11 protein-coding genes and 2 pseudogenes are annotated in these 15,674 nt (G+C 75.7%); 5 read left to right on the top strand and 8 right to left on the bottom strand.

Features of this window, described 5'->3' with window-relative positions; all coding sequences use genetic code 11:
* Positions 1-17: 17 nt before the first annotated feature.
* From J5Y05_RS13740 to J5Y05_RS13730, 3 genes are all read right to left on the bottom strand, one after another.
* Entirely contained in the window at positions 18-1,031 is a 1,014-nt protein-coding gene (locus tag J5Y05_RS13740; protein WP_210872044.1) for an endonuclease/exonuclease/phosphatase family protein, read from the bottom strand.
* 267 nt (positions 1,032-1,298) lie between these two features.
* A complete protein-coding gene (locus J5Y05_RS13735) occupies positions 1,299-2,237 on the bottom strand; it encodes a hypothetical protein (protein ID WP_210872042.1) in 939 nt (312 codons plus the stop codon).
* Between the two features lie 120 nt (positions 2,238-2,357).
* The gene (locus J5Y05_RS13730; RefSeq protein WP_210872040.1) at positions 2,358-2,822 is read right to left on the bottom strand and encodes a hypothetical protein; all 465 of its coding nucleotides are present in this window, start codon (positions 2,820-2,822) and stop codon (positions 2,358-2,360) included.
* A gap of 129 nt (positions 2,823-2,951) precedes the next feature.
* On the opposite strand from J5Y05_RS13730, the gene J5Y05_RS13725 reads away from it, so the two are divergent.
* The 5 genes and pseudogenes from J5Y05_RS13725 (at position 2,952) to J5Y05_RS13710 (ending at position 9,220) form a co-directional block, all read left to right on the top strand.
* Positions 2,952-4,118 carry a PP2C family protein-serine/threonine phosphatase gene (locus J5Y05_RS13725; protein WP_307853901.1) on the top strand — a complete coding sequence of 389 codons (1,167 nt, stop codon included), beginning with the start codon at positions 2,952-2,954 and terminating at the stop codon, positions 4,116-4,118.
* A 65-nt stretch (positions 4,119-4,183) separates the two neighbouring features.
* Positions 4,184-4,601: pseudogene (locus J5Y05_RS31825) on the top strand (hypothetical protein); the annotation flags it as partial.
* A gap of 638 nt (positions 4,602-5,239) precedes the next feature.
* A pseudogene (locus J5Y05_RS31820) lies at positions 5,240-5,887 on the top strand (hypothetical protein); the annotation flags it as partial.
* A 726-nt stretch (positions 5,888-6,613) separates the two neighbouring features.
* A complete protein-coding gene (locus J5Y05_RS13715) occupies positions 6,614-7,957 on the top strand; it encodes a helix-turn-helix domain-containing protein (protein ID WP_210872034.1) in 1,344 nt (447 codons plus the stop codon).
* 306 nt (positions 7,958-8,263) lie between these two features.
* Complete coding sequence (locus J5Y05_RS13710; RefSeq protein ID WP_210872032.1) at positions 8,264-9,220, top strand: LAETG motif-containing sortase-dependent surface protein; 957 nt, start codon at positions 8,264-8,266, stop codon at positions 9,218-9,220.
* Positions 9,221-9,491: 271 nt separating this feature from the next.
* Here J5Y05_RS13710 and J5Y05_RS13705 read toward each other — a convergent pair whose 3' ends face one another.
* From J5Y05_RS13705 to J5Y05_RS13685, 5 genes are all read right to left on the bottom strand, one after another.
* Positions 9,492-10,211, bottom strand: a complete 720-nt coding sequence (locus J5Y05_RS13705) for an aspartate/glutamate racemase family protein (RefSeq protein ID WP_210872030.1) — start codon at positions 10,209-10,211, stop codon at positions 9,492-9,494.
* A gap of 122 nt (positions 10,212-10,333) precedes the next feature.
* Positions 10,334-11,851 (bottom strand): PucR family transcriptional regulator, encoded by a 1,518-nt coding sequence (locus tag J5Y05_RS13700; protein WP_210872028.1) that lies wholly within the window; start codon positions 11,849-11,851, stop codon positions 10,334-10,336.
* Positions 11,848-12,921: an S-methyl thiohydantoin desulfurase family protein gene (locus tag J5Y05_RS13695; protein ID WP_210872026.1), complete on the bottom strand. Its 1,074-nt coding sequence runs from the start codon at positions 12,919-12,921 to the stop codon at positions 11,848-11,850. The genes J5Y05_RS13700 and J5Y05_RS13695 overlap by 4 nt, the downstream gene beginning before the upstream one ends.
* A 103-nt stretch (positions 12,922-13,024) precedes the next feature.
* Positions 13,025-14,089 (bottom strand): S-methyl thiohydantoin desulfurase family protein, encoded by a 1,065-nt coding sequence (locus J5Y05_RS13690; protein WP_210872024.1) that lies wholly within the window; start codon positions 14,087-14,089, stop codon positions 13,025-13,027.
* Positions 14,082-15,662 carry a hydantoinase/oxoprolinase N-terminal domain-containing protein gene (locus J5Y05_RS13685; protein WP_247614628.1) on the bottom strand — a complete coding sequence of 527 codons (1,581 nt, stop codon included), beginning with the start codon at positions 15,660-15,662 and terminating at the stop codon, positions 14,082-14,084. The genes J5Y05_RS13690 and J5Y05_RS13685 overlap by 8 nt, the downstream gene beginning before the upstream one ends.
* Between the last annotated feature and the right edge of the window lie 12 nt (positions 15,663-15,674).

The following is a 15,674-nucleotide window of genomic DNA, read 5'->3' as shown; positions in this document are numbered from 1 at the left end:
GGCCGGGCGGCGGCGGATCAGCCGTCGCCGTGCAGGGTGAGGTCGACGACGAGCGCCCGGTGGTCGGTGCCGGCCAGGCGCAGGAACCGGGCGCGGTGCGCGGTGAAGTGCTCCGAGACCAGCACGTGGTCGATCTGCACGCCGAACGCCGGGGTGCTCCGGGACGGCCAGCTCGGCGCGCGGTCGGCCCCGGCCAGGCGGGCCGCGTCCGTCAGCCCGGTGTCGAGCAGGCGCCGGAAGGCGGCGTGGTCCTGGGAGGCGTTGAAGTCGCCGGCGAGGATGGCGGGGCCCCCGCCGTCCCCGGCGGCGGCGGCGCGCAGCGCCCCCAGCTCCGTACGCCACAGGCTCACCTGGCCCGGCAGCGGCGGCATCGGGTGCGCCAGCCGCAGGTGTACGGCGTGGCCGCGCACGTCGGCGACGGCCGCGGGCATGCCCATCGTGGCGGGGACGCCGGGCGCCGCGGTGAGCGGGTGGGCGCTGAGGATGACGGACCCCTCGGAGCCGCCGCCGGAGACGGCACGGCGGTGCGGGTAGTCGGCCCCCAGCTCCTTGCGCAGCGCCGCCTCACACCCGGGGTCACACTCCTGTACGAAGATCAGGTCGGGTTTCTCGCCACGTACGGTGGCGATCAGCGCGGTCGTGCCCTGCCCGAACTCCACGTTCGAGGTCAGCACCCGCAGTTCGGCGACGGGCGGCCCGGCCGGAGGACCGCCGGTCTTCCCGTACGGCCCGGTGTACCAGGCGAGCAGCCCCAGCAGCGCCACGCCCCACACCAGGCCGGTCCACCAGCGGGCGCGCAGCGCCAGCAGCAGGCCGAGGCCGACCGGGACGAGCAGCCAGGGCAGGAAGGCGAGCAGTTGCGGCACCGGCGTGACGCCGTCGGTGTCGGCCGCCCGGCAGCCGACGACCGCGCTCACCCCGGCGAAGAGCAGCCCGCCGCACCAGGCCCGCGGCCCCCGCCCCGGCCGGTGCTCCGGACGCGGTGCGCCGGGCTCCTCCGTCCACTCGCCGGTCGCCGTGTCGGTGTCCACATGCCGCCTTCCGCTCGCCGGGCACGCCGCCTGGGGGTGGGCCGTCCGGGCCGTGGCCCGAGGGTCCGTTCGGTCCGGGGTCCGTCCGGGCCGCCGGCCCCCTCCAGTCTCCGTGCCCTTCCGCCCGGATGACGGGGGAGGTGGGCGGAAGGTTCCCGTCCGGGGCGGGCGGGGGCGGGTTTTGGCCCTGGGGCGGATCGGCGGGTTCGAGGGGCGGCCTCCGGCAGGCCGCCGCTTCGGCCGGGCTGCGGGGCGTTCCGCGGCAGGTCAGAGGCGGGCGCGGCTCGGGGCCGGGCCGACGGCGGGTCCGGTGGGGCCCTGGCGGCGGGTGTGGAGGCGGCCCGCGAGCCAGGAGAGCACGGCGACCGCGAGACCGAGGCCCACCAGGACCCAGGCCGCCGTACGCAGGGTCGTGGTGAGCGCGTCGTAGACGGCGCCTGCGGCTGGGCCGTCCACCGGGCCCGGCAGGCCCGCGACGGTGAGCCGCCGGCCGACCACGACGGCGAGCGCGAGCAGCCCGCCCCCGAGCGCCGTGCCGAGCGCGGTGGCGGTCACCGCCCGGCGGCGGCAGGCGGCGACGGCGATGCCCGCCACGGCGAAGACGACGGCCGCCAGCGGCAGCCAGAACGCGGCGACGTCGACCACGTGGTAGCCCTTCCTGAGCCGGTCCACGTCGTGGGCCGGGAGCACGGTGACCGGGGTGGGCCGGACGGGGATGCGGTCGGCCATGGGCACGTGGTCCTCGGCCAGCCGGCTGCGGACGCGGGCGGTGACGGGGGCGAGGTCGACGGTGACCGCGCGGCCGGCCGTCCGGTCGTCGCGCAGGGCGTGCAGCACGGCGCCGTGCACGGTGCGGTTGGCCGTCTCCCAGCCCGCGCGGAACGCCGCCGTCCGGGTGAACGACCGCGCCGCGTCCCGTACGAACAGGCGCACGCTGTCGCTCGCCGGCACGGCCTCCCCGGCGCCCGGCACGCCGCCGTCCCGCGCGGCGGCCGTCTCCACCTCCTCCAGGACGCCCTCGCCCACCGCGTCGGCCACCGCCTCCCGTACGTGGGGATCGGTGGCCAGGGGTGCCATCGCGGCGACGTAACGGCCCGTGTCGCCCAGCCCGTACGCCGCCCACGCGGCCAGCGCGCCGCACGGGGCGAGCAGGCAGGCGAGGACGATCAGGACGGCCGACAGGCGGCTCCGCAGACGAGGGGACACCCTCCCAGACAACGCCCCGCGCGCGGGACGGGCGAGCCGCGTGACTGCATATGGCCCTCCCCGCCCCGCCGAACGTGCGCCCGGCGCGCGGCACGCCACCGCCCCGCGCGCCGCCCGCCGTCAGCTCGTACGGCGGCCCTCCGCGTCCTCGTGGGTGTAGTACCGGTAGAAGAGGACGAGGAACGTCGCCGCCGCCACCACCAGCGACAGGCCGATGCAGGTGAACATCGCCACGCCGGTCTGTGTGTACAGGAAGCCCAGCGCGCTGCCTGTGAACGCCGCCCACAGCGCCGCGTGGCCCTCGCGCGGCAGCCGCTGCGCCACCGCCCGGACCGCCACGTAGAGGACGGCGAAGGCGAGCGCCGTCATGAAGCCGTAGAAGATGTTCCAGCCGGTGATCGGTCCGCCGAAACGGCGGTTGGCCGCCACCCAGTAGCCGTAGACCAGCCCCAGGACGACGGGGAGCATCCAGTGGGCCGCCAGATGGGCGCGCTCGCCGAAGATGTCGGGTGTCCTGCGCGGCCCCGCAGGTGTGCCGCGTGAGGTGCCAGAGGTACCGGACGTCGGTAGTGCCTGGTGAGCCATGAGAGGACTCCTCTCCTCGTCGCCTCGGCTACCAGAGCACACCCGGATCGGCCGCCTGGCAAGTCCGGGATGCGGGGGACGTGCCCGCGTGTTTCGCTGGGGCGCGTGAGGGGTCGTGTCCACAGGCGGGTGACCGGCCGATGGAAGTTCGTCGGCCGGCTGGTCGGGCGGACCGACGTCGAGTTGCGGCACGAACTGTTCAGCGTGCGCGGGCGCAGCATCTCCTGGCTGTTCCCGCTGGCGCTGCTGGCGGTCATCGCCGTCATCGACGTCACCACCGGCGCGTTCCAGGTGATCTCCTGGACCGTTCTCGTGCCCGGCATCGCCGCCGCCATCTGCGGAGTCTGGACGACGGCCGGGCTCGGGGTGCTCGCGGTGTGCGTCTACCTCCTCGCCGACCTCGTCTGGCAGGACCACAACCACACCGGCCTGCCCGGACTCGTCCTGGTGCTGCTCGGCAGCGTCATCGCCGTGGTGGCCTCCAGCGTCCGGGTGCGCGGCGAGGAACGCATGCTGCACATGCGGGACATCGCCGACACCACCCGGCGCACCGTGCTGCGCCCGATCCCGCAGGGCTGGGGCGGCCTCGACCACGCCGCCGTCTACCTCGCCGCGGACACCGAGGCCCGCGTCGGCGGCGACTTCTACGACATCCAGCTCGGCCCGCACGGCACCCGCGTCCTCATAGGGGACGTACAGGGCAAGGGGCTGGGCGCGGTCGAGACGGCATCCGCGCTGCTCGGCACCTTCCGGGAGACCGGTTACTACGAGGCGGACCTGCTGACGGTCGCCGAACGGCTCGACCAGCGCCTCCTGCGCCACCGCCAGCACACCCAGGGGCTCGGCTACTCCGGGGGCGACGGCGACCGTTTCGCCACCGCCGTGCTGGTCGGCTTCTCCGACGACCTGCCCGACGCGGTGGACGCCGTGGTCTTCGGCCACGAACCTCCCCTGGTCGTCGGCCCCAAAGGCGTCCGGAGGCTGGAATCCGAGGCCGGTCTGCCGCTCGGCATGGCCGACATCGCGCCCAGTGTGCTGCCGCCGGTGTGCCGGGTGACCCTCGCCCGCGACGAGACCCTGCTGCTGATGACCGACGGGGTGACGGAGGCCCGCGATCCCGAGGGCCGCTTCTACCAGCCGGCCGAGGACATCGTCCGCGCCCTCGCCGTCGACCCGGACGGCGTCGTCGCGCCGCAGCGGCTGGTCGCCCTGGTACGCGACGGCACGCTGCGGCACTGCCGGGGGCTGCTGGTCGACGACACCACGATCTTCGCCGTGCGGCGGGTCGTGAAGTGAGCACCCCGTGGTGGGGTACGAGCGGTTAACGTGCTGATGTACGTGATCGATCGGGGGAGGGTCCGTTGTCCGGAACCGTGCTGCTGCTCGCGGCGTCGCCCGTGGGCCGGGGGTGCCTGGTGGACGCGGCGTCCGTCCTCCCCGTGCTCGCGGCCGTGCCGCCCGCCGTGCTCTCCGGCACGGAGACGGCGAACGTCGTGGAACTCGCCGACCCGCTGGACCCGCAGGCCGTCCTGACCCGGCTGCGCGCCGCGGCGGCGGCACCGGGCCCGCTGACGGTGTACATCGCCGGGCAGCTCCAGCTCGACCGGCGCCAGCGCCTGCCGCACCTGGCGCTGGCCCGGACGACGGCGGCGACGATGCGGTACACGGCGCTGCCGTGGCACTGGGTCCGTGAGGAGCTGCGCCTGCGGCCGAGCGGGGCGACGACACTGTTCCTGGACCTGCACGCGGACCAGGAGACGTGGCGGTGGCTCCGGGAACGGGAATCGGCGGCGGGGGGCGGGGCGGCCGGGGAGGGGGCGGTGGCGTTCGGGGGCGTGGCGGTGGGAGGCGGTGCGCCGGGCGGGTTCACAGGTCCACCGGAGTTCACACCACCGTCCGGCCCGGCACCGGCACACGAGTTCACACCACCACCGGAGTTCACAGCCTCCGCCGGGCAGACGGCGGCACCCTCCGGGCCGGGGTTCACGGCGCCACCTGGGTTCACAGCGGCACCCTCCGGGCCGGGGTTCACGGCGCCACCCGGGTTCACAGCGGCACCCTCCGCACCGGGACCGGCGCCGGGGTTCACAGCGACACCTGAATTCACAGCGCCCCCGGGCGACGCCCCGGTACACGGGTTCACAGCCACGACCGAGTTCACAGCCTCACCCGAGTTCACAGTCCCACCCGGGTTCACAGCGGCGCGGAGCCCCGCGACCGATCACGCGTCAACACCGGCAACCGAGTTCACAGCCCCCAACGGGTTCACACCCCCACGCCGGCCCACCGCCCCTCAGCCCGCCTCACACCAGCCCCCCGCCCCCCAGCCCGCTTCACACCAGCCCACCCCGCCCCGACCCACCCCACCCCGACGCACCCCACCCCGACCCACCGCCCCCCACCCCACCCCACCCCTCCCCCTCGACTCCGGGAGGAACAACGCCGTCTACGGCCGTATCGCACCCCCGCCCTCCCGGCGGACGGTGGGGACCCCGACGTACATGCGCACCCTCGCCACGATCCTGCGCAGCGGACACCGCCCGCCGCCGGACCAGCTCCACCAGCAGGTGCTGGCCCGTCTCGCCGCCGAGGACGCGGCGACCGGCCCCGGCCTGGTGCTCACGGCGCCGGGACCCGCGGCCGGCGATCCCCACGCCCGGGTCGCCGACGCCGTACGCTCCGGCCGGCACACGGAGGCCGACGCCCTCGCCGCCCATCACGAACGGACCGCCGCGCACGTCCACGGGCCCGCCTCGGAGGACGCCCTGCACTGGGCGGAGGTCCGGGCCGACCTGGCGATGTTCGCGGGTGACCCGGTGCGGAGCTGCCGTGCCTGGCTGGCCGTCGCCGAGGCCCGCCTCCGGGCCGGCCAGGCACCGGACGCGCCCGCCGTCGAGGCCGCCGTCGACCGTGCCCACCACCAGTGGGGCCGCATCACCGTCCCCGCTCGGGCCCGCGAACTGGGTACCGCCCTCGCCGCCCTCCGAAGCCACGTCCCCGGCCGCCGCGAGGGCGCCCTCGCCCACGTGCACCGAGAACTCCACCGCCTCCAGGCCCACCCCTGACCCAGGGGGCCCCGGGCCGGGTCGGCTCCGGCTGTGCGGGCGCCGGTCCGAGGCCGCCACCAGGAGTTTCCTCCGCCCGGCGGCAGGAGTACCACCCCTGGATTCCCTTCCCGTGGGGCCGGGAGACGCTCTACCGTCGGATTCCGGTGACGAGGAGTCCTCACCTCCCGGAGGCGCGATGGCCACGTACGTCCGCGGGCCGCTGGAGGCCCAGGGGTCCGCACCGGGTGTCCGGGGCGCGCGGGTCCGGGGAGCGGGTCGTACGGCGGTGGCCGGGCGCGGACCGGGGGAGGGGATCGACGCGTTATGCCCGCGGCGACCGGTTCCAGGGAATGGCGAGAGCGCCTTTCGTGACCGAGGCCCCTCGTCGGAGTGAATCCCGTTCGGCGACCGCCGCGACGCGCCGGGTCCGGGCCGCGGGGGCGGGGCGGCTTAAGGGTTCAGGGGGGTCAGGGAGTCGGCCATGGGGGCCGTGTCTCTCTGGGGCGGGGCAGCCGGGGAGGCGGGTTCGGCCGTACGGGACTGGCCCGCGGTTCCGGCCAGGAACAGGCAGGCCACGGCCGCCACGGCGGCGGCGAGGCCCCTGGCGTACCGTTCGGCGGTGCGGGTGCGTGTGGCCACGGCGTCCTCTGCGGGATCGTGTCAAGCGCTGTTAAGCGCGCTTAATTCGCGGTTTAACCTAGGGCCGTCGGAGCCTAACGGCAAGAGGCACAGGGGGAGTTGGCAGTGGGGGACCGTGACGACCGGGGCACCATCGGACGACGGGTGCAGCGGTTGCGGGTGGAGCGCGGTATGACGCAGCGCCAGCTCGCGGAACCGGCGTACACGCCCGCCTACATCTCGACCCTGGAGGCCGGCCGGGTCCGCCCCTCGGACGACGCCCTGCGGCACATCGCCGACCGGCTCGGCGTCGGTTACGAGGAGTTGGTCACCGGACGTCCCGCCCGGCTCGCCACCGATCTGCGGCTCCGGCTCACCGAGGCGCAGCGCACGCTGGCCGCCGGGGAGGCGGGGCGGGCGGCGGAGCTGTACGGCGGGCTGCTCGCGGAGGCGGAGGCGTACCACCTGGACGAGGAGCGGGCCGCCGCGCTGCTCGGGCTCGGCGAGTGCGCGGTGGACACCGGCGAACTGAGCGCCGCCCACGAGCACTTCGAGAAGGCCGAGGCGTGCCTGGCGGACGCCCCGCTGCCGGCCCGGGTCCCGGCGCTGCGCGGACGGGCCGTCACGCACTACCTCGCCGGTGAACTCCGTTACGCGGTCTACCTGCTGGAGGCGGCGCTCGACGAGCTGAACCGGGGCGGGCTGCACGATCCCGACGCGCTGCTGTTGCTCTACGCCAGCGTGATCGGCCCCTACATGGACATGGGCGCGCACGCGCGGGCCGCCAAGGCCGCCGAGTACGCCCTCGCGCTCGCCCCCCGGGCCGGTGATCCGGCGCTGGTGGCGCGCATGCACCGGTCCGTCGCCCGCACCCTGCTCGCCGAGGGGCGCCTCGCCGACGCCGACGCCTCGTTGGCCAAGGCGGCCGAGCTGTACCGCACGCTCCAGTTGCGCACCGAGCTGGCCAACTGCCACTGGATGCGCGGCTACGTCTACGCCCAGAACGGGGAACTTCCCCGCGCTGAGGAGGAGTTGCGCGAGGCCCTCGGCATGCTCTCCGCCACCCGCGCCGCCCTCTACAGCAGCCAGGTCGCCGTCGAACTGGCCGACGTGCTCCACCGGCGCGGCAAGTCCGAGGAGGCCGCCGGTCTCCTGCGCGGCGTGCTGGACGACCTGTCCTCCGAACGCGGCGCCGTGCACTCCGCGGGCGCGCACCGGCTGCTCGGCATCATCGCCGAGGACGCCCGGGACACGGAGACCGCCGAGGAGCACTACGTACGGGCGCTGAGCCTGCTGGAGCGCGCGGGCGCCGCCGGGGACCTCGCCGACCTGTGCCGGCTCCTGGGCGACCTGCTGCGCCGTACCGGCCGGGTGGAGGCCGCCCTCGACGCCTACCGCACCGGCCTCGGCCACCGCACCGCCCCCGGCACCACCACCCTCGGCCCCGCGCCCGCACAGCCGCCGCTCTAGCCCGCCCTCACCCGAGGGCCCCCGGGCGGGAAAGCGGGGCGAGTCCCCCGCGACGGAACGTGAGGGCGTGTCACCGTGCGGAACGGAACGTTCCCTCTGTGGCGAAGCGGTGAGCGGTCAGGAACTGCCTTGAAATAATCGCAAGTTGACAGTATTCGACGTCAGGACCACGATGGCTCCCACTGTGGCCCGCGTGATCGAAGGGCCCAGTCCTTCTCACTCACTCACCCCGGTACGGCCGGCGCGCGCTCGGTCGCTGCCCTGCCGCCGTCACCCGGGTGCAGCACACGCCAAGATGGGACCCGCATGTCGATAGCACGACGTGTCACCATGCGCCGCCTGCTGGGGACGGGCGCCGCGAGCCTCGCCCTGTGCGCCGCCTCCGTCGCCGGGGCCTCCGGCGCCCTCGCCCACGGCACGCCCGGAGGCGACGGCTGGAACAAGGGCGGCTCCTACAAGCCCGGCAGCGGCGCCGGGACGGCCACCGGAGAGGACCGCTGCCAGTTCTCGCTGGACGGCACCGACTTCCGCGACTCGGTCGAGGTCGACGACCAGAGCCTGCGGCCCACCCAGGACGGCAAGGTCCGCGTCTGGGTCCGCGCGGCCCGGGGCGCCGGTTCCTGCACCGCCTCGCTCTCCTCGTTCCTCGCCCACGGCCCGACCTTCGCCACCTCCGGCGAGCAGGTCTTCGTGGACTTCTCCACCGCGACGGTCAAGCCGGGCGAGACCGGCACCCTGGACATCGCCGTGCCGGACGCGGGCTGCTTCGCCCAGATCGACCTGTACCGGGGCGCCGTCCGCTTCGACGGCAAGACCGGCGCCGACGACGGCTTCGAACACGGTGAGCTGCCCAAGGGACCGGACCGCCCGGTCATCAAGGACAAGCTGATCGCGGCCTGGAACGGCGGCACCAAGGACTGCACGACCCCGGCCGGCGAGAAGACCGATTCCCCGCAGCCGGACACGTCGCAGCCGGGCACCCCGGAGACCACGCGGCCGGCGCCCGCCACGCCGTCGGACACCCCCGAGAGCGGTACGCCGTCGGCCGGGGCGCCCTCCGAGGCCCCCGACGGCACGCCGTCCGCCTCGGCCTCCCAGCCGGTCGCCGGCTCGGACGTCACCCCCGACGGGAGCACCGGCAACCTCGCGGAGACCGGCGCCGACAGCAACACCGGCCCGGTCGCCATCGGCGCCGCGGTGCTGCTCATCGGCGGTATGGCGATCGTCGTCGCCACCCGGCGCCGCAACGCCGCCGGCTCCTGAGCCGGGCCGGGCACCGGCCGGGGCGGCGACGCCCCGGGTCCCGGCTCCCGGCGACTGACTCCCGGGTCCCGGCCCCGGTGCCCGGCAGCGCGCCCGCGCGGACCGCTCACCGCGCGGGCGCGCGCCCGTACCCACGGAGAGCGGACCGGCGGGCGGGCGGGCGCGCGTCGGCCCGCGGCCGGCCGGTCCGGGCCCGCCTCCCGCCTCCCGCCTCCCGTCCCCCGCCTCCCGCCTCCCGCCTCCCGTCCCCCGTCCCTCGTCCCTCGTCCCCTCACACGGAGCGGGCCTTGGCCGGCGGCGGCATGTACGTGGTGCGGCTCGGGGTGACGCCGAGGCGGACGCTGCTCTCCAGCCAGGTCACGGCGGCACCGGTCGGGTCGACCACCGGGACGGCGTGGCCCGCGGCGGCCAGCCGGTCGCGGAGTTCGGCGGCGACGCCCAGCATCCCGGTGCAGCCGAGCACGATGACGTCCGCCTCGCCCCGGGCGACCGCGTCCGACGCCTGCTCGGCGAGGCGGTCGAGCAGGACCTCACGGTCCTCCAGGCCGAGTACCGGCAGGTCGACGACGCGCAGGGCGCCGATCCGCCCCTCGATGCCGTAGCGGCGGCCCAGGGAGCGCAGCATCGGCAGCACGTTGGGGAGCACGGTGACGATGCCGACGGTCTCGCCGAGGCTGAGCGCGGTGAGCATGGCGGGCTCGAAACCGCCGACCACCGGGGCGTCGATGATCTCGCGGGCCGCGTGCACCCCCGGGTCGCCGAAGCAGGTGATGAACACGCCGTCGACGCCGTCCGCCGCGGCCTCCTCGACCCGCTGGAGGATGCCGGGACCGGCCAGCGCCTCGTCGTACTCGGACTCGATGCTGGCGGTGCCCCGCTCCAGCGACACCACGTCGACCTCGGTGCCGGCGGCGGCCCAGCCGGTCACCTCCGTACGGACGTGGTCGATCAGGGCGTCGCCGATCACGGGGAGGATGACCCGAATGCGCATGTCGTCTCCTTGGGTAGCGGTACGGGGAGACTAGGCAGCCGGGGAAGGTCCGGGAATGTGCGGGATGCCCCGTGGAGCCCGGTGTCCTGTGCAGAGTGCCGGGTCCGGCCGGGTGGGCGCCGTCAGACGCCGAGGGCGCGGCAGGCGACCTGGAGGGCGAGCCGCCGGCTGGGGTCGTCGAGGTCGACGCCGAGGCGTTCGCGGACCTGCTGGAGGCGGGCGGTCACGGTGTTGCGGTGCACGCCGAGGGCCTGGGCGGTGAGGACGACGGAGCCGCCGCTCTCCAGGTAGGCCCGCAGGGTGGTCAGCAGGTGGGCGTGGGCGGGGTCGCGCAGCGGGGCGAGGGAGGTGTCGGCGAAGGCGCGGGTGACCTCGGAGCGCTGCCAGGTGGCCAGCAGCCGGGCGACGCCGAGTTCGTCGGAGTGCTCGACGGCGGGCCGGTAGTCGTGGCTGCGGGCGAGTTCGGCGGCGTCCCGGGCCTCGGCGAGGGTCTCGGCGAGGCCGCCCGGCCCGCGGTGCGGGCGGCCGATGCCCGCGGCCAGGTCGCGGTCGCGGGGCAGGGCGGCGATCACCCGGCGGACCGCGTCGAGGGTCGCGCGGGCGTCCTCGGGCGCCGGTTCGGTGTCCGTACTGGTCCACAGGGCCCAGCCGTTGCCCCGGTGGACGGCGCCGGCCGGCTCCACGCCGTGCGCGGCGAGCCCGGCCCGGAACCGTTCGACGACCGGGTCGCGGGCCCCGGCCCGGCCGGGCGGGTCGGCGACCAGGTGGACGCCGACGTGCCAGCCCTGGAGCTGCCAGCCGAGCGAGACCGCGCCCTCGACGACGTCGCGGCTGACCGAGTCGCCGCCGGTGAGGATCTCGGAGAGCAACTGGGTCTGGAAGACCGAGTCGCGGACGGTCTGCGCGCGCTGCGCGGAGAGCCAGGAGCGCAGGAACGGCTCGGTCACGGCCAGTCCGATGGCGAGGGTCTCCAGCCGGGCCTCGGCGGCGCGTTCGTAGGGGCAGGCGAGCCAGGCGGCGACCCGGTGGACGTCCGGGTCGAGGACGGGGTGGACCAGGACGTGGTCGCCGCGCTGCGGTACCGGGCGTTCCGGCCGGAGCGCGGGGTCCGGCGGGACCGGGTCGCCGAGGACGGCGTCGCCCTCGGAGGTGACCAGGGAGAGCCGGGCGGTGAGCACCGCCTCGGCCGCGGCCAGGATCTCCTGTCCGGTGCGCTTGGTGCCGAGCTGGCGCAGCAGCCGTTCCACGGTCCGGGCGCGGTCCTGCTGGGGGGCGCGGACCCGGGCGGTCAGTTCCTGGACGAGGCGGACCGGGTGGTCCTCCGCCAGCCAGAGCACGGGGATGCGGAGCCGGTCGGCGAGGCGGACGCTGGACAGCAGCGGCCGGGCCGGGCCCGCGATGACGAGGAGGGCGGCGGCCCCGGCCTCCTCGGCCCGGCGGACCAGCGCGTCGAGCCGGTACAGCGGGGTCACGTCGGCCTCGCCGCACAGCAGCAGGTGGCCGTCGACGTCGTCGAGGTCGCCCTCGTACCAGCGCACGTCCTCGACGACGCGTTCGGTGCCGGCGGCGCCGGCCACGGTCCGTACGCCGTGCAGGACGGGGTCGTGCAGCAGGTCCGCGACCCGGGGGCGGCCGGTCATGGGGTCGTCACCGCCTCCAGGTCGAGGCCGAAGGCGGGCGGGCCGACCAGCGCGGCGGTCCCGGGCGGCCAGGTGTGCAGGGCGGGCAGGCCGAGCAGGACCAGGGAGTGGCCCGGCCGGAGCTGGTCGGCGCGGAGCGGGGCGCCGCTGCCGACGGCGAGGGCGACGATGATGTCGGGGGTGCCGGCGACGGTGACGCCGTCGAGGGTGACGGCGAGGAACTCCTCCTGGTGGTCGAGGCGGGCGGTCGCGCCGCCGTCCGGGGAGGTGAGCGTGGTGCAGCCGGGCGAGCCGGCGAGCGGGGGGCGGATCTCGTCGACGCGGCCCTCGAAGAGCAGCCGGGCGCCGAGCCGGGCGGCCAGCGCGCGGGCGCCGGCCGCCGGGTCGCGGGTGAGGTAGGCGGTGCCGAGGGCGTGGCAGGCGCTGAGGCTGGAGCGGACGCCGTGGGCGGCGAGCACGGCGGCGGTGAGCGGGTACATGGCGAGCGAGGCCGCGCCGCCCATGGTGGCGGCGCAGCTTCGGATGAGCGCTTCGGCCATGGCGGGGGAGGCGGCCGGGACGACCACGGTGTCGGCGGCGGGGCCGACCAGGGCGAGCGGGGCGGCCGGGTGGCCGGCGACGGCGGCCGTGGTCTGGTTGATGCCGGGGAAGGCCCGGCCCATGAGGTCGCCGTCGACGACGGGCACGCCGAGGTGGGCGGCGGTGAGGACGGCGGCCACGGCGTTGAGCCCGCCGATCTCGATCACGCCGACCGCGGCGAGGTCGCCGCCGAGGTGGCCGACGACGGCCTCGACGGCGCGGGCCAGGTCGCCGGGGGCGAGGAGCCGTTCGGCGAGCACGTCGGGGGCGCCGACGACGCCGGCGTGGACGACCAGGGCGCCGGGCGGGAGCCCGGCGGCCGGCACCACCTCGACCCGGCGCCCGGCGGGTGCCAGTGCGCGGCGCAGCAGATGACTGCCGAGGGCGACGTCCCCGCCGCCGCCGGAGCCGAGCAGGGCCGCCCCCGCGGCCAGGGCGTCGATGTGCTCCACGGCGATACCGCGGAGCACATCGGGCCCGAAACGCGTCATATCCTGATGATCGCAGACATCGCACCGGCGGCGGGGCGCGCGGTACGGGCGCTCACCCGGGGGACCACCCCGTCGGTGACCCCGCGGGACGTCGCCCCGGGTCTCACACCGGCACGTAGGCGTGGTCGTACCCGAAGTAGCCGGGGCCGGCCAGGGCCAGTCCCTCCGGGGTGCGCCAGCGCGGGTCGCAGGGGGCGACGACGACGCTGACCCGCAGCCCGTACCGCAGGGTCTCGGTGGTCACCGGCTCCCCGGTGTCGGTGTCGAGGACGCAGATGAGGTCGGGGACGCTGGCGACGACCGTGCCGTCGCGTTCGGCGACCAGGTTCTCGTTCTGGAACGAGACGTCCATACGGCCGCCGAGGTCGGTGCCGAGCCCGTCGAGGACGGCGTGGCCGCGGGCGAATCCGCCCTCGGTGGTGCGCCGCACGTCCACCAGCTTGCCCTGGAAGACCGTGCGTCCGCCGAGTTCGCCGGCGGCTGCGGCGACCGGGTCGGCGTGGCGCTCGTGGGCCTCGCGGATCGCGGCGCCGATGCGCCGGCACAGGGTGATGGTGCCGTGCACCATGAGGTCCTTGAGCTGTCTTCCGGTGAGGACGTAGAGGCTGACGGCGGCGCTGCATCCCATCTCGATGGTGGCCGAGCGGGCGAAGCGCTCCGCCCAGGAGTTGTCGAGGGTGCGCAGGCTGACGTTGTTGCCGCGCTCGTCGGCGAGGGCCATCGGGGTCGCGGAGACGCCGCCCAGGGTGGGCAGCAGCATCTGGAGTTCGGGGAAGGCGCGGCCCATCCCGTCGGCGTCGACCAGGGGCAGGCCGAGTTCGGCCGCGGCGGAGAAGGGGATCATCGAGTTGAGCCCGCCCGCCTCGATGGAGACGGTGTGGGTGGCACGCCGCCCGATGAGGTTCTCCAGGGCCCGCAGCGCGGCGGTGAGTTCGGTGCCCGCCGGCAGCTTCTCCAGCATGACGGTGGGCGCGCCCATGAACGCGGTGGGGATGACCACGGCGTCGTCGGGCACCTCGTCGGCGTCGACGAGGGTGACCGGTCCGTTGCGGCGGATCGACTGCTGCGCGAGCAGCCGCCCGATGTACGGGTCGCCGCCGCCGCCGGTGCCGAGCACGGCGGCGCCGCGCGCCATGTCCGGCAGGTCGTCGACTGTGATCTCACGCATCGTTGTCTCCCAGCTCTCCCAGGCTGTCTCCCAGGCTCAGTTCGCCGACGGCCTTGACGCGGACCCGGGTGGCGTTCCCGGGCAGGTAGGCGAGCGGCACTTCCTCGATGTCCACGACCCGTACGGAGCCGGGGCGGGCGCCGGCCGCGACGGTCCGGTCGACGGCTTCCTGCCGGGCCTCGTCCAGGACGGCGTCGCGCCGGCCGGGCTGGACGGAGAAGACCCGGTCGACCTCGCCGCCGACCTCGGCGATGGCCGCGCCGATCGCGTTGGCCACGGCGTAGTGCTCGGGGCGGTCGACGCGGGAGGCGCCGGCGAGCCGGTCGGGGACGAGGATGCTGCCGCCGCCGACCGCGACCACGGGGACGGGGTCGGGGGAGATCCGCATCCGGTCGACGACCTCGGCCATCCGCTCGGCGATGTGGTCGAGGCCCGCGCGGACGAGGTCCTTGCCGAGGTGGGCGACGCGGTCCCGGTCGCCGATGTCGGCGAGTCCGGCGGCGACGGCGAGGTCGGTGGCGGTGAGCTGGTCGCCGCCGAAGACGAGGGCCCGCTCGGTGAGCCGGGAGCCGACGCTCTTCGGGCCTACCCGCGGTCCGCCCTCGTGGGTGACGTGGCTGCCGCCGCCGATGCCCACCGAGAGCACGTCGGGCATCCGGAAGTTGGTCTGCACCCCGGCGACCGAGACGTCGGTGGACGCCTCGCGGGGGAAGCCGTTCTGCAGGATGCCGACGTCGGTGGTGGTGCCGCCGACGTCCATCACCGCGCAGTCGGCCTGCCGGGAGAGGAAGGCCGCGCCGCGCATGGAGTTGGTGGGACCGGAGGCGAAGGTGGCGACCGGGTAGCGGCGGGCGTAGTCGACGTCCATCAGCGTGCCGTCGTTCTGGCTGAGGAAGAGCGGGGCGCTGATGCCGGCCTCGGCCACGGTCCGGGTGAGTCCGGCGGCGACGTGCTCGGCCAGTTCGCGCAGGGCCGCGTTGATGACGGTGGCGTTCTCCCGGCCGAGCAGGCCCATCCGGCCGATCTCGTGGGAGAGGCTGATGGGGCGGCCCGGCAGCTCCTCGGCGATGATCTCGGCGGCGCGCTGCTCGAACTCGGCGTTGACCGGCGAGAACACGGAGGAGAGGGCGAAGGAGCGGGCGCCCGCCTCGACGGCCCGTTCCAGGACGGCGCGGAACTCCCGTTCGTCGAAGTCCGCGATCCGGCTGCCGTCGTACTCGTGGCCGCCGTGGCACAGGTGGCTGTGCTCGCCGATGGCGGTGCGCAGCCGGTCGGGCCAGTCCACCAGCGGCGGCAGGGCGCTGGTGGCGGGCAGCCCGAAGCGGATGGCGGCGGTGGGGGCGAGCCGGTCGCCCTCGACGAGGGCGTTGATGAAGTGGGTGGTGCCGATCATCACCGCGGCCACGGCGGCGGGGTCGAACTCCGCGGCCTGCTTGAGGCCGGCGATCGCGGTGACGATTCCGGTGGTGACGTCGGGGCTGGTGGGCGCCTTGGTGGCGGCCAGGACGCGGTTCCCGTCGATGAGGACGGCGTCGGTGTTGGTGCCTCCGACGTCGATTCCCAGTCTCAGCATGGTGTCTCGTTC

This window comes from Streptomyces tagetis (genome assembly GCF_018069565.1).
GTDB classification, from domain to species: Bacteria; Actinomycetota; Actinomycetes; order Streptomycetales; family Streptomycetaceae; genus Streptomyces; species Streptomyces tagetis.
Note: the sequence above shows the minus strand (reverse complement) of the source record. Positions and strands in the feature narration are given on the sequence as shown.

What these genes read in the sequence shown, in the direction of transcription:
- J5Y05_RS13730 (WP_210872040.1), bottom strand. Translation starts at nt 2,822, where the DNA reads ATGGCTCACCAGGCACTACCGACGTCCGGTACCTCTGGCACCTCACGC.
- J5Y05_RS13710 (WP_210872032.1), top strand. Translation starts at nt 8,264, where the DNA reads ATGTCGATAGCACGACGTGTCACCATGCGCCGCCTGCTGGGGACGGGC.
- J5Y05_RS13705 (WP_210872030.1), bottom strand. Translation starts at nt 10,211, where the DNA reads ATGCGCATTCGGGTCATCCTCCCCGTGATCGGCGACGCCCTGATCGAC.
- J5Y05_RS13700 (WP_210872028.1), bottom strand. Translation starts at nt 11,851, where the DNA reads ATGACCGGCCGCCCCCGGGTCGCGGACCTGCTGCACGACCCCGTCCTG.
- J5Y05_RS13695 (WP_210872026.1), bottom strand. Translation starts at nt 12,921, where the DNA reads ATGACGCGTTTCGGGCCCGATGTGCTCCGCGGTATCGCCGTGGAGCAC.
- J5Y05_RS13690 (WP_210872024.1), bottom strand. Translation starts at nt 14,089, where the DNA reads ATGCGTGAGATCACAGTCGACGACCTGCCGGACATGGCGCGCGGCGCC.
- J5Y05_RS13685 (WP_247614628.1), bottom strand. Translation starts at nt 15,662, where the DNA reads ATGCTGAGACTGGGAATCGACGTCGGAGGCACCAACACCGACGCCGTC.